This is a genomic window from Paraburkholderia sp. (assembly GCF_035501035.1).
Classification (GTDB): domain Bacteria; phylum Pseudomonadota; class Gammaproteobacteria; order Burkholderiales; family Burkholderiaceae; genus Paraburkholderia.
In genome coordinates, this window is the sequence record NZ_DATJWR010000208.1 from 1 (window position 1) to 12,807 (window position 12,807).

Genomic DNA, 12,807 nt, shown 5'->3' on the forward strand with positions numbered 1-12,807 from the left:
TCGACTGAACCTGCCCCTTCTTGCGTTGCGCCATGACCGCGCCTCCTGCGCTCGATGCGTGCGTTATTGCATGAACCAGCCGTGGCTCACCACGAAGGACTGGCCCGTGAACGCGGCGCTCGGGAAGGCCGAGAGGAACAATACCGTTTGCGCGACGTCCTCGACGGTCGTGAACACGCCGTCCACTGTGCCGCCCAGCATCACGTGCTTGACGACTTCCTCCTCGCTGATGCCGAGCTCCTTCGCCTGCTCCGGAATCTGCTTGTCGACGAGCGGCGTACGCACGAAACCCGGACACACCACGTGCGAGCGCACGTTGTGCCTGGCGCCTTCCTTGGCGAGCACGCGCGCGAGTCCGAGCAGGCCGTGCTTGGCCGTGACGTAGGCCGACTTGAGCGGCGAGGCCTCGTGCGAGTGCACCGAGCCCATATAGATCACGACGCCGCCGCGATCGTCCTTGTACATGTGCTTGAGCGCGGCCTTGGTGGTGAGGAATGCGCCATCCACGTGAATGGCCTGCATCTTCTTCCAGTCGGAGAACGCGTAGTTCTCGATCGGATTGACGATCTGGATGCCCGCGTTCGAGATGAGGATGTCCACCGAGCCCAGCTCGGCCGCCACGCGGTCGATGCCCTGGTTCACGGCGTCTTCGTTGGTGACGTCCATGGCGACGCCAATCGCCTTGCCGCCCGCGCCCTTGATCTCCTCGGCCACGGCGTCCGCGCCGCTCTGGTTGAGGTCGGCGATGGCGACCGCGGCGCCCGCCTGCGCGAGCGTGAGGGCGATCTGCTTGCCGATGCCGCTGGCTGCACCGGTGACGACTGCAACCTTGCCATCGAGTTTCGTGTTCAGAGAGAGAGACGACATCGTGCACCTCCAGGTAAGTGAACAGGATGAAACCTCGGCACACGCGCTGTCAAACCTGACGAATGGCTTATGCCATCCGGCCGGATGTTGCGTCGCGGCCAACGGCGCTATTGTGCATGAAGCCGCTTGCACAAAGCATCGAGCGAGACAAGCAAAGGCGCATTTCGCCGCGCCGCCGCCGCCCCGCGGGACACCCCGCGCAATGCAAGGCCTCTCTGCGCGAATGCCGAAGTCGTGCTAGTTTTGCGAACTCGGCAGAAATCATCTGGCATGGGATTGGAGACATTCATGAACTATCGGCGACTGGGCCGCTCGGGCCTGCAGGTTAGCGAACTGTCCATCGGCTCGTGGGTCACTTACGGCAATCAGGTCGACAGCAAGCTCGCGCGCGAATCGCTTGCGGCCGCGCGCGACGCGGGCGTCAACTTCTTCGACAACGCCGAAGTCTATGCCTCCGGCAAGTCGGAGGAGCTCATGGGCCAGGCGCTCAAGGAGCTCGCATGGCCGCGCGTGAGCTACGTAATCTCGACCAAGTTCTTCTGGGGCTTGAACGAAGCGCCCAACCAGTACCACACGCTCAACCGCAAGTACCTGATGAACGCCATCGACGGCTCGCTCAAGCGGCTGCAGCTCGACTACGTCGATCTCGTGTTCTGCCACCGCCCCGATCCGAACACGCCGGTCGAGGAAACCGTCTGGGCCATGAGCGACATGATCGCGCGCGGCAAGGCGCTCTACTGGGGCACCTCGGAATGGAGCGCCGAGGAGATCCGCGCGGCATGGGAAATCGCAGAACGCCATCACCTTCACAAGCCGGTCATGGAACAGCCGCAATACAACCTGTTCCACCGCCGACGTGTGGAAGACGAATATCGGCGCCTCTACGAAGACATCGGGCTCGGCCTCACGACGTGGAGCCCGCTCGCCTCGGGGCTGCTCACGGGCAAATACCGCAGTGGCGTGCCGTCCGGCAGCCGTGCGGAACTGCAGGGCTACGACTGGCTGCGCAAGAATGTGACGGATCCGGGCAAGAACGAGATCGTCGCCAAGCTCGCCGAGTTCGCGAAGCAGCTCGACTGCTCGGTGGGGCAGCTGGCGCTGGCGTGGATCCTGAAGAATCCGAACGTGAGCACGGTCATCACTGGCGCCTCGCGCGTGGAGCAGATCGGCGAAAACATGAAGGCGCGCGAAGTAGCCGAGAAGATCACGCCGGACGTGAAGGCGCAGATCGAGGCGATCGTGGGCGACGCTTACGAGTGACGCCCGCGTGCGCTTGAGACCAGCGGCTGGGCTCGCACCAGGTCGTAGCCGCCCGCGGTGACAGACTGCGGCGGAGTACCGGTGGCGTACCTGTGACGTACAATACGCGACCTCGCCGCGCGAGCCGCCCCTTCGGCGAGCGCGCGGCGCCTGCCGCAGGCGGCGCAACTGCACCGCCGCTCCCGTTTTGCCCGTTCTCACCGGACCCCGTGTCCCGCCCATCATGCTGAGCTACCGTCACGCCTTCCACGCCGGCAATCATGCCGATGTCCTCAAACACGCCGTAGTCGTGCAACTGCTGCAATACCTCGGCAACAAGGACAAGGCGTACTGGTACATCGACACGCATGCGGGCGCCGGCGCCTATGCGCTGCGCGAAGGGTACGCCGCGAAGAACGCCGAGTTCGACACGGGCATCGGCAAGCTCTGGGGCCGCGCCGACCTGCCCGCGGCGATCGCGGATTACGTGAGCGAAGTGGCGGCGCTGAACCCGGATGGCGAACTGCGCTTCTACCCCGGCTCGCCGTATCTGGCGTGGCGGCTCCTGCGCGAGCAGGACCGCATGCGGCTCTTCGAGCTGCACAGCACGGAAATCGACGTCCTGCGTCACCGCTTTCACGACGCGGGCCGCCGCGTGATGATCTACGCGGGCGACGGCTTCGACGGCATCAAGGCGCTGCTGCCCCCGCCGCCGCGCCGCGCGCTCGTGCTGATCGACCCGTCGTACGAAGACAAGCGCGACTACGCGCGCACGCTCGCGTGCGTCCAGGAAAGCCTCAAGCGCTTCTCGACCGGCACGTATGCGATCTGGTATCCGCAGGTCACGCGCCCCGAGTCGCAGCGCTTCCCGGAGCAGCTCAAGCGCCTGCAGGACAAGAACTGGCTGCACCTCACGCTCTCGGTGAGCAAGCCGCCCGAAGACGGCTTTGGCCTCTACGGAAGCGGTATGTTCATCCTGAATCCGCCCTACACGCTCGAAGCTTCGATGAAAGAGGCGTTGCCGTGGCTCGTGAAAGAACTCGGCCAGGACGCCGGCGCGCAGTTTCGCATCGAGTCGCGCGGCGACTGAGCGGCGCGATCGCCACGATGCGGCGCTACGGCAGAGTCACCGGGGAGCGGGTAGCGGCTGTGGAAGCGGCGGACGATGAGGCGGGCGCGGCGCAGGATTCGGCGACCCGCTGCCGCCGGGCACTTCCACATACGGCGCGACGATCAAGGGTGGCGACGATTCGGGCGCGATGCCAGCCGGTTGTGCCGCCTGGACCATCGGCTCCTGCGAGAGTGGCGCGTTTTGCAGCACCAGGCCCGACTGGCCGTCGCTGATGCCCATCTGCGTATTCAGCACGAGCGGCGGCGCTGCCTGCACGCTGGCGCTTACGCATGCCATGAAAGCGGCGATCAAACCGCCCCGTTCAACAGAAAAACGGCGCAATGCGCGGCGAGACGGGTGGGAAATACGGTCTTGCACCATGAACAGCCCCCGATAGAAAGCGACTCCATTTCTATGACGTCTTGTCGCAAAAAAGACTTTACCTTACCCCAGTGGCAAGGCTCAGACTCTGTTCCATCGACAGCGCAGAAATGACAAAGCCCCGCCAATGCGGGGCTCGAAACTGCTCGGTTGTGAACCGTGAACAGCGCTGCCTTACAGCGATTGGTAGCCGTTCGATTCGATCGAGCGAATACGCTGCTCGAGTTGCACGATGTCAGCCGACGACGCGAGATACGTTTCACGACGGCGACGTTCGGCGGTTTCAAACCAGTTGCTCAGCTTTTCAAGAAGGTACGCAAACATGATGGTGTGCTCCAAGGATTCGGCGATCCCCGGTGAATTCGCATCAGGGATTACCCTAGTTAGGGATAACCCGCATTATAACGGTTGCACCCAACTTTGCCAGTGAATTGCACGAATGCCGTGCATTCCATATTGGAATGATGGGCCTACATGAATCGGCAACATCATGTTTTATCGGCACATTTTCGAGCGAGTTGATGAATCTTCGCTGTCCGCAGGCAACAATCGCACCATTTCGGTGCGAGGACCCGAAGTGGTTGCGTCAATTTGCCCGCGCCGGTTGCACCTGCTTTCAGTGCGTGTGGTTGGCTTCGTGACAGCCCAGCGGCCTGGCGTTGGCGAGCCGCTCGATGATCGGGCAGTCGGGCCGATCGTCGCCGTGACAGTGCGCGGCCAGATGGGCGAGCGTGTCGCGCATCTGGGTCAGTTCGGCAATGCGCAGGTCGAGTTCGGCGACATGCTCGAGCGCGATCGACTTGACCTCCGCGCTCGCACGCGAGCGATCGTGCCACAACGCAAGCAGGCGCCGGATGTCGTCGACCAGAAAGCCGAGCCGGCGCGCCTGGCGGATGAAGCGCAGCGAATGCACCTCCTCCATGCCGTAGACCCGGTAGCCGGAGTCGGTGCGCCCTTTGGGCGCCAGCAATCCGACACTTTCGTAGTAACGAATCATTTTTGCCGTGACGCCCGATTCACGTGCCGCTTCGCCAATGTTCACGCCGCTCTCCCGCTGTTCGATCGATGGCCCGATCGTACACCTTCCCATCATGGCAAGGTCCAGCGCGACGGCGTGGACCGGCTGGCATAATCCGGCGGCGGCCTCATATCCAGTTAGCAACGAGCCTCACTCTCTGAAAAAGGAAGACACGATGATCCAGTTCAACGTCGAAGGCATGAGCTGCCAGCACTGCGTCGGCGCCGTCACGCGCGCGATCCACGAACACGACGCGCAGGCGAAGGTCGAGATCGATCTGGCCGCCGGCCGCGTGAAGGTCGAATCGAACCAGAGCGCCGATGTCCTGAAGTCCGCCATCGACGAAGCCGGCTACACGGTGGTCGGCGCGTCCAGCGTCTGACAGGCCGCGCCATGTTCAAGGTTGCCGTGATCGGCGCGTCCGGCCTGCTCGGGCGCGCCGTGGTTCGCGAGCTGGCCGCCGAAACCGCCTGGCAGGTCGTGCCGACCGCGTTCCGTCACGCTGGCCCGCGGCACAGCGTGCTCGACGTGCGCGACACGCAGGCCGTGAACGCGTTCGTCGAGCGCGAAGCGCCCGACGCGATCGTGCTGGCCGCCGCCGAGCGCCGCCCTGATGTGTGCGAGCACGATCCGGCGGCGGCGCGCGCGCTCAATGTGGAGGCGGTGCGCAGCATCACCGCGGCGGCGCGGCGGCGCGGCGCCTGGGTGCTGTCGATCTCCACCGATTACGTTTTCGACGGCACGCATCCGCCCTACCGCACCGACGACGCACCGAACCCGCTCAACGCCTACGGCCACAGCAAACTCGAAGGCGAGCGCGCGCTGCTCGAAACCAGCGACGACGCCCTCGTGCTGCGCCTGCCCTTGCTGTATGGGCCGATCGTCGGCTGGCACGAGTCGGCGGTTACGAGCCTCGTGCCGGCCGTCGTCGCCTCGGCACAACCCGGCGCAAGCGCGGCGCCAATGGACGCGTGGGCCACGCGCTATCCCACGTTCACGCCCGACGTGGCGTTCGTGATCCGCGAACTGCTGCTGCGCTGCGCGGACGGTGAGCCCGTGCGCGGCGTCGCGCAGTGGTCCGGCGACGAGCCGATGACGAAGTACGAGATCGCCCGGCGGATCGCGCAGGCGCTCGGCGTGGAGGCACGCCTCCTCGCGCAGCCGACGCCCACGGACTCGACACCCCGCCCGCGCGACTGCCACCTCGATTCGAGCCGCCTGGAGGAACTGGGCATGGGTCGCCGCACCGGCTTCGACGTGGCGATTCGCGCGGTGCTCGACGCGTTCAGGAAGAACGGCGAGCCAAACGCGTAACGGCAAGCCGAGCCGCAACGGCGCATAACCTGCCGTTGCGCGCTCGCCCTTCAGCCCCTCAGTGAAAATTCCGGCTCTCCGTCGCGAGCCGCCCGAGCAGCCGGCTATGGTCTTCCAGCCGCTGCGCGACCAGATGCACGACCTCGCCCTCGCGCTGCACCACGCCCGCCACCGCCAGCAGCGAAGCCCCTAGCAACTCCTTGCGCTGCGACTCGACGAGCGCCGCGTGCACGATCACGTTGACGCTGCCGGTCTCGTCCTCGAGCGAAACGAAGATCGTGCCGTTCGCCGTGCCCGGCCGCTGCCGCACGGTCACGATTCCGCATACGCGCGCGAGCATGCCGTGCCGGCAGTGCGCCAGTTGCTTCGCTGTGCGAAAGCGCTGCTTCGCAAGGCCGTGCCGCAGCAGTTCGAGCGGATGGCGGTTCAGCGTGAGGCGCAAACTCGCGTAATCGGCGACGATCTCCGCGCCCTCGGAGGCGCGCGGCAGTGCGAGCGGCGCCTCGGCAACGGGGGCATCGCGCAGCAGCGCGGGCACAGTGTGCTGCGCAGTCACCGCCCACCATGCCTCGCGACGGTGCCCCGCTATGCTCACGAGCGCGTTCGCCGCCGCCAGCGCCTCCAGCTCGCGCCGCGTGAGCGCCGCGCGGCGCGCGAGGTCGTCGACATCGGAGAACGGTGCGCGCGCTCGCGCCTCCATCACACGCCGGGCTGCATCCTCGGAAAAGCCCTTGATGAGACTGAAGCCGAGGCGCACGGCCGGGCCACCACGCCCATAACGCCGTGGCGCAAGCGCAATGCGCGAGCGCACGACGCACCTGAGGCCCTGCATGAACCCGCGACGCCTGCCGCCGCGCTGGCGTTTTCCCCTCTGCGTCAAGATCAAGACGGCCGCGCTCAGTAGCGCGCGATAACGCGCCGCATCGGCGCGACGCGCGCGGGCCGCGTCGGCGTCGAACCGTTGGCCCGGCGCGCGGCGCGCCTCCAGCACCGACTCCCAGTCGCTCAATGCGATATCGGGCGCGCGCACCTGCACACCGTGACGCTTCGCATCCTGCACGAGCTGCGAAGGCGAATAGAAGCCAAGCGGCTGACTGTTAAGCAGTCCTGCCAGAAACGCCGCGGGCTCGTAACGCTTGAGCCACGAGCTCGTGTAGACGAGCAGCGCGAAACTCGCCGCATGGCTCTCCGGAAAGCCGTAGTCGCCGAAACCCTCGATCTGCTTGCAGATGCGATCGGCGAACGCCTGCGTGTAGCCCTTCTCGAGCATGCGCCGCGTGAGATCGGCCTGATACGGCCGCAGATCGCCATCGCGCCGCCATGCGGCCATCGCGCGGCGCAGCTTGTCGGCTTCCTCGCCCGTGTAGTCGGCGGCGACCATCGCGAGATGCATCACCTGCTCCTGGAAGATCGGCACACCGAGCGTGCGTTCGAGCACCGGGCGCAGCTCATCCTTCGCGTACTCCACCGTCTCCTCCCCATGCCTGCGCTTCAGGTAGGGATGCACCATGTCGCCCTGGATCGGCCCGGGGCGCACGATCGCCACCTGGATCACGAGGTCGTAATACTCGCGCGGCCTCAAACGCGGCAGCATGCTCTGCTGCGCACGCGACTCGATCTGGAACACACCGACCGTGTCCGCATGGCAGCACATCTCGTAGACCGCAGGATCCTCGGACGGAATGTCCTGCACGCGGTACTCAGGCAGCCCGCGCCTTAGCGCGACGCATTCGAGCGAACGCCGGATCGCCGAAAGCATGCCGAGTGCGAGCACGTCCACCTTGAGCAGACGCAGCGTGTCGATATCGTCCTTGTCCCACTCGATCACATAGCGGTCCTTCATCGCCGCGTTCTCGATCGGCACGAGCCGCGAGAGCTTGTCGCGCGCGATCACGAAACCGCCCACGTGCTGCGAGAGATGGCGCGGAAAACCGCGCAGCTCGCGTGTGAGGCGAATGAGCTGCTGCGTGACGTGCGAGTCCGGCGAAAAGCCCGCTTCCTCCAGATGGCGCGCGATCGAATCGGGGCCGTCCCACCACTGCTGGGCGCCAGAGAGTTTTTCGACAAGCGCGTTGTCGAGCCCGAGCGCCTTGCCCACGTCGCGCAGCGCGCTGCGCGAGCGATACGTGATGAGCGTCGCCGCAAGCGCGGCGCGGCGCGTGCCGTACTTGCGATAGATGTACTGGATGACTTCCTCGCGGCGCTGATGCTCGAAGTCGACGTCGATGTCGGGCGGCTCGTTGCGCGCGCGCGATAGAAAGCGCGCAACGAGCATGTTCATGCGCACCGGATCGATCTCCGTGATCTTCAGGCAGTAGCAGACCACCGAGTTCGCAGCCGACCCACGCCCCTGGCACAGGATGTTCCGCTCGCGCGCGTAGCGAACGATGTCGTGGACGGTCAGGAAATATTTCTCGTACTTCAGCTCGGCGATCAGCTTGAGTTCCTCTCCGATCTGCTTGCTGCGCTTCTCGTTCAGACCGTCAGGCCAGCGTTCGGCCGCGCCCTGCAACACGAGCTTTTCGAGCCACGAAGCGGGCGTCTCGCCGGGCGGCACCAGTTCCTCGGGGTATTCGTAGGCGAGCTCGCCAAGCGAGAACGTGCAGCGGCGCGCGACTTCCAGCGTCGCGTCGAGCGCCTCGCGTGGATAAATCGCGCCAAGGCGCACGCGCGAGCGCAGATGACGTTCGGCGTTCGGCTCCAGCGCACGCCCGCATGCGGCGAGCGGCTTGCTAACGCGGATCGCACTCAGCGTGTCCTGCAGCGGCTTGCGCGAGCGCGCGTGCATCAGCACGCCGCCCGCCGCGACGAGCGGCAGGCCGCTCTCCTGCGAAACGTGGCGCAGCACCTCGATCTGCGTATCGTCGCCGCCCGTTTGCCACAGCTCGAGCGCAAGCCAGGCGCGTTCCGCCGCGAAGCCCGCGAGCCAGTGCGCGGCGCGCAAGGTCTGCGCGAGCGTGGCCGTGCGCTGCGGCACGAGCAGCAGCACGCAGTCGCGCAGATGCTTCAGATGCTCGAAACCCGGCTCGGGCGCGATGAAATCGCCGGGATGCACGCGATAGCTGCCCTTCTGCGCGCGCGAACGCGCGAGCGTGATCAGCTCGCAAAGATTGCCGTAGCCTTCACGGTTCATCGCGAGCGCGACGAGCGTGCAGAACGGCGCGCCCTTTTCGTCATTCGCGTCGACGAGATTCAGCTCGCTGCCGATCAGCAAATGCAGCGACGGTTCGAACGGGCCCAATGCTGCAGCGGCTGAGTTACCGCCAAGCTCGCGAGCTTCGCGCACGGCTTCGTCGTGCGCCTTCCTGCGTGCCTCGTCGTATTCGTTGAGCGCGCTGTAAGCACGCACGACGCCCGCGAACGAGCATTCGTCGGTGATCGCGAGCGCGCGGTAGCCGTGGCGGATCGCCTGCTCGACCAGCTCGCCCGGGCGCGACGCGCCGCGCAGGAAGGTGAAGTTGGTGAGGCAGTGCAGTTCCGCGTAATCAGGCAACTGCGCAGGAAACTGCGCGGGCAACTGCGTGGATGACTGCGTGGGCGACGGCGCGCCCGTCCCGCTGGTCGACATGATCCGTTTGCCAAAAATTAGCCGAAAAGCCCCTGCAGATACCACTGGCCGCCAATGCGCTCGCGATACAGCCAGAACATGCGGCCCTGGTCGTCGGCGGCGACGTAGTAGTCGCGCCCGACACCCTCGCCGTCCCACCAGCCGGACTCGATGCGCTCGGTGCGCGTGAGCGTCTTGAGCGGACGGCGATAGACCGGCCGGTCACCGCGCATCGCCAGCTTGAGCGGCTTTTCGAGCAGCCACGCCGGACGCGGCTGCGTGGGCAGCGGCACCTCGGGCAGATCGAAGGCGCTCTGCACGGGCGCGTTTGCGCCGGTCTCCTCCTGTCCCTTGCGCGACTTGCGCGTGCGCGAACCTTTCGCGCCCTTCGCGCCGCGCTCACGGTAAGGCCGCGCCGACATCGCCAGCTCGGGCCGGTGATCGTCCTCGACGAAGAGCTGCAGCACGTTCTGCTCGCCAAGGCGCGCGCCGATGCGCTCGAAGAGCTGCCCAAGCGACGCCTCGGCGGCCTCGGCCATCGGAAAGAGCGTGTCGGTGGGCGCCGCGTATTCGCTCACCTGCGAGGCGACGAGCGCGAGGCCGATCACGGGCCCGGCGAGCTCGGTCTGATTCAGGCGCTCGCGCAACAGCCACAGCAGATGCTCGGCGTCGCGCGAGGGCAACGCCCAGGCGATCGTGAGGCTCGAAGTGCGCGGCGCGTGACGCGAGGCCAGCTCGTGCTCGAGACGCAACTCGAAGGCGCTCAGCGCCGCGTGCTGAGCGGCGAGCCAGCCGGCCAGCTGCATCACGAGCCGGCGCGCGGCGAAGAGCAGCGCCTCGGCGCTCTCCACACGCGCCTGCAATTCGAGCGACGCGTGAAACGACGGCGGCGCGGCGAACCAGACGCGCGGATCGGGCGCCTCACCGCGCGCCTGCGCGAGCCAGCCGAGCACGCCGTCGCCGAAGCGCCGCACGATGCCGGCGCGCGGCAGCCGCCGCAAATCGCCGAGCGTCGCGCAGCCTATCTGCGTGAGCGCGTGATCGTGCTGCGCGGCGAACGGCGCGAGCGTGACCGGCAGCGCGTCGAGCACGCGCGAAAGCGTCGTTTCCTTGAGCACGTGCCAGCGGCGCGGCGCTTGCCCGCCAGACCCCACGCCGGCCACGTGGGCCGCACAGGCCATACGGGCCCGTGCGAGCGCCCACGCACCCCACGCGGTGGGCGCACAGGCGATACGCGCGACGTGCGCGCAGCCGGCCACCGTCGCCGCAACCCTCGCGAGCAGCGCGCGCACGCCGCCGAAAAGACGCAGCCCGGAGCCGACTTCGAGCAAGAGCGTGTGCGACTGCGCGAGCGACACCTTGGGTGTATAGGCCAGCAACGCGAGCGCGAGCGCCTCGAGCGCGCGGGTCTCGCGCGCCGGATCGGGGTCGAGCAGCACGAGGCCCGGCGCGAGCGCAAGCGCATGCGAGCGCGTGCTGCCGGGCTGCACGCCGAGGCGCAGCGCGTCGAGATCGGCGATCAGGATGCGCGTGTGGTCGGCGAGCGCGTAGCAGCGCGGCGGGCTCGCCGTATCGGTATCGGCATCGACCTCGCCCGCCTCAAACGGAGGCGACGGGAACGACGGCGACGCCACCGGCGGCCTGACGGCCTCCAACGGCAACAGCGGCAAGGTGACGGCGATCCACAGCATGATTGACCCCGGACCACGGCATGGCGATGGATGCTGCGTCCGGCTGGGGCAGCACCGCGTCCTGCAGCGGCAATGTAATGACGAGTGGTTGAGCGGGCGGTGGCCCGCGGCGCTTGAAAATGTCGACGGACAACGCGGCGAGCTGCATCCATTGCCGGCGGTTCAGATTCGTGTCGGCGGGCGGCGGCACCGGCGAGCAGGTCATGCGCAGCGGCGCCGGCGACGACTGGCTGCGCGCGGCGAGCGGCCGCACGAGAAACGCGAGCGCCTGCGAATCCTGGGCGGCGACCTGCAGGCGGCGCACCGCATCGGCGCGCGCCCTGGCCTGCCAGAGCAGCACGGCGCCGATGCCTTCCTGGCGCAGCGCCTGCTCGGCAACCCAGGCGGCCTCGTCGTCGGCCGCGCGCACCCAGATCACGCGCTCGAGCGCGAGCCCCCACGCCTTGAGCGCGCAGGCGTACGGGCGCCACGGCGGCGCGACGAGCAGCACGTGCCGGCCCGCCTGTGCTGTGAGCGCGCGCAACGCCGGCGCGACAAGCCGCATCTCGCCTACGCCGCCCTGCTCGACAAGCAGCTCGGTCAGACTGCCCGCGGGCCAGCCAGCGCCGGGGAGCTGGGCGTCGAGCGTGGCGTGACCGCTCGGCACCGTGCGCTCGCTGGCGTGGGCGAGCTGGTCGCCTTGCCACACGCGGCTTTGCAGCCGGGGCGGCAGGTGCGCGGCGAGTTGCGCGGTGGACTGGAGTGCTGCTGCCATGATTCGGGGCCTGGTTGATGGGAATGCTCCGCCCTGCCCGACGGGAAATGGGGCATGGGAAGAAAAGAGGCCGGCGCGCCTCAACCTGTATATTTATACAGTATTTTATGGGATTGCAGGAAGGTGGGATTTGCCGAAGCGGAAATCGTCGTGGGCATGCGCCGTCATGTGAGGAGATGCCCACAGCGTTGCAGGCTATCGCGACGCTGCCGAGGCGCAGCGGCGGCACGACGAGCAGAAGCCGCTAGCCGTGGCTGGTACACAGCCGGATCACACAGTGTCGGCACAGGAGCGGGCTTAACGTGCGTCACAGGGCCATCGCAGGAAACGTTAAGTGATATTTAAATTAACCGGGGAGGCTTGCCAGCCAAGAAGTCGAGCGAGATAGCGGTCGTCTGCACAGGCGAGCATGCGCCGGATTTTCAAGCCGCCTTTGGCTTTCTTGTCCGGTCGCAGGAGGTTCATCACGATACGCCGCAGGATCGCGAAGTTCTGGGCGGCGTTGTTCACGCGCTCGCGACACTGATCCTCACCAAACGAGGCATCCAACACAATGACGCGTCTCGATGCGGCCATGGCCCTTCTCAACTTCACGGCATTCGCTCGCCCTGAACCGCAGCAGTTCGCGTAAGCAGATCTCGCGTGGCTCGCGCATGTTCGCCAGCAGCGTCGGCTGGTTTTCCTTGGCCGACAGCACGTAGTCGCCCCTGCAAATTTCACCAGCCCACTGGGAACGCGCGGATAGGCGCGTAGCGCACTCGCGCAAGGGTTTGCCTTCCAGAAAATGAAACCCAAAGCGTCAGCAACATTGGACGTAACAAAACGGCCTTCAGCCCCAGCCGAACCATTGCCCGCAACAGCCAGCGCAAGTTATAGCCGGCGGCA

At 66.7% G+C, this 12,807-nt stretch carries 12 protein-coding genes; 4 read left to right on the plus strand and 8 right to left on the minus strand.

Annotated elements, in window-relative coordinates:
• Nucleotides 1-63 precede the first annotated feature (63 nt).
• Nucleotides 64-867: a 3-hydroxybutyrate dehydrogenase gene (locus VMJ11_RS14760; RefSeq protein ID WP_325620134.1), complete on the minus strand. Its 804-nt coding sequence runs from the start codon at nucleotides 865-867 to the stop codon at nucleotides 64-66.
• 288 nt (nucleotides 868-1,155) lie between these two features.
• On the opposite strand from VMJ11_RS14760, the gene VMJ11_RS14765 reads away from it, so the two are divergent.
• Both VMJ11_RS14765 and VMJ11_RS14770 read left to right on the plus strand, forming a co-directional pair.
• Entirely contained in the window at nucleotides 1,156-2,127 is a 972-nt protein-coding gene (locus VMJ11_RS14765) for an aldo/keto reductase (protein WP_325620135.1), read from the plus strand.
• Nucleotides 2,128-2,350: 223 nt separating this feature from the next.
• Complete coding sequence (locus VMJ11_RS14770; RefSeq protein WP_325620136.1) at nucleotides 2,351-3,196, plus strand: 23S rRNA (adenine(2030)-N(6))-methyltransferase RlmJ; 846 nt, start codon at nucleotides 2,351-2,353, stop codon at nucleotides 3,194-3,196.
• Between the two features lie 36 nt (nucleotides 3,197-3,232).
• Here the strand turns inward: VMJ11_RS14770 and VMJ11_RS14775 are convergent, their stop codons facing one another.
• From VMJ11_RS14775 to cueR, 3 genes are all read right to left on the minus strand, one after another.
• On the minus strand, nucleotides 3,233-3,514 hold the full coding sequence (locus VMJ11_RS14775; RefSeq protein ID WP_325620137.1) for a hypothetical protein: 282 nt from the start codon (nucleotides 3,512-3,514) through the stop codon (nucleotides 3,233-3,235).
• A 258-nt stretch (nucleotides 3,515-3,772) separates the two neighbouring features.
• Entirely contained in the window at nucleotides 3,773-3,922 is a 150-nt protein-coding gene (locus VMJ11_RS14780; protein WP_325620145.1) for a DUF3563 family protein, read from the minus strand.
• Nucleotides 3,923-4,214: 292 nt separating this feature from the next.
• Nucleotides 4,215-4,640, minus strand: a complete 426-nt coding sequence (gene cueR / locus VMJ11_RS14785) for a Cu(I)-responsive transcriptional regulator (protein WP_325620138.1) — start codon at nucleotides 4,638-4,640, stop codon at nucleotides 4,215-4,217.
• Nucleotides 4,641-4,791: 151 nt separating this feature from the next.
• Here cueR and VMJ11_RS14790 point away from each other — a divergent pair, with 151 nt between their 5' ends.
• On the plus strand, nucleotides 4,792-4,998 hold the full coding sequence (locus VMJ11_RS14790; RefSeq protein WP_325620139.1) for a heavy-metal-associated domain-containing protein: 207 nt from the start codon (nucleotides 4,792-4,794) through the stop codon (nucleotides 4,996-4,998).
• 11 nt (nucleotides 4,999-5,009) lie between these two features.
• A complete protein-coding gene (locus tag VMJ11_RS14795) occupies nucleotides 5,010-5,930 on the plus strand; it encodes an SDR family oxidoreductase (protein ID WP_325620140.1) in 921 nt (306 codons plus the stop codon).
• A gap of 58 nt (nucleotides 5,931-5,988) precedes the next feature.
• On the opposite strand, the gene VMJ11_RS14800 is transcribed toward VMJ11_RS14795, so the two are convergent.
• The 4 genes from VMJ11_RS14800 to VMJ11_RS14815 form a co-directional block, all read right to left on the minus strand.
• A complete protein-coding gene (locus tag VMJ11_RS14800) occupies nucleotides 5,989-9,498 on the minus strand; it encodes an error-prone DNA polymerase (RefSeq protein ID WP_325620141.1) in 3,510 nt (1,169 codons plus the stop codon).
• A 17-nt stretch (nucleotides 9,499-9,515) separates the two neighbouring features.
• On the minus strand, nucleotides 9,516-11,168 hold the full coding sequence (locus tag VMJ11_RS14805) for a DNA polymerase Y family protein (RefSeq protein ID WP_325620142.1): 1,653 nt from the start codon (nucleotides 11,166-11,168) through the stop codon (nucleotides 9,516-9,518).
• On the minus strand, nucleotides 11,077-11,922 hold the full coding sequence (gene imuA, locus VMJ11_RS14810; protein WP_325620143.1) for a translesion DNA synthesis-associated protein ImuA: 846 nt from the start codon (nucleotides 11,920-11,922) through the stop codon (nucleotides 11,077-11,079). Before imuA ends, VMJ11_RS14805 begins: the two co-directional genes overlap by 92 nt.
• Before the next feature lie 330 nt (nucleotides 11,923-12,252).
• A complete protein-coding gene (locus tag VMJ11_RS14815) occupies nucleotides 12,253-12,498 on the minus strand; it encodes a hypothetical protein (RefSeq protein ID WP_325620144.1) in 246 nt (81 codons plus the stop codon).
• Nucleotides 12,499-12,807: the final 309 nt, after the last annotated feature.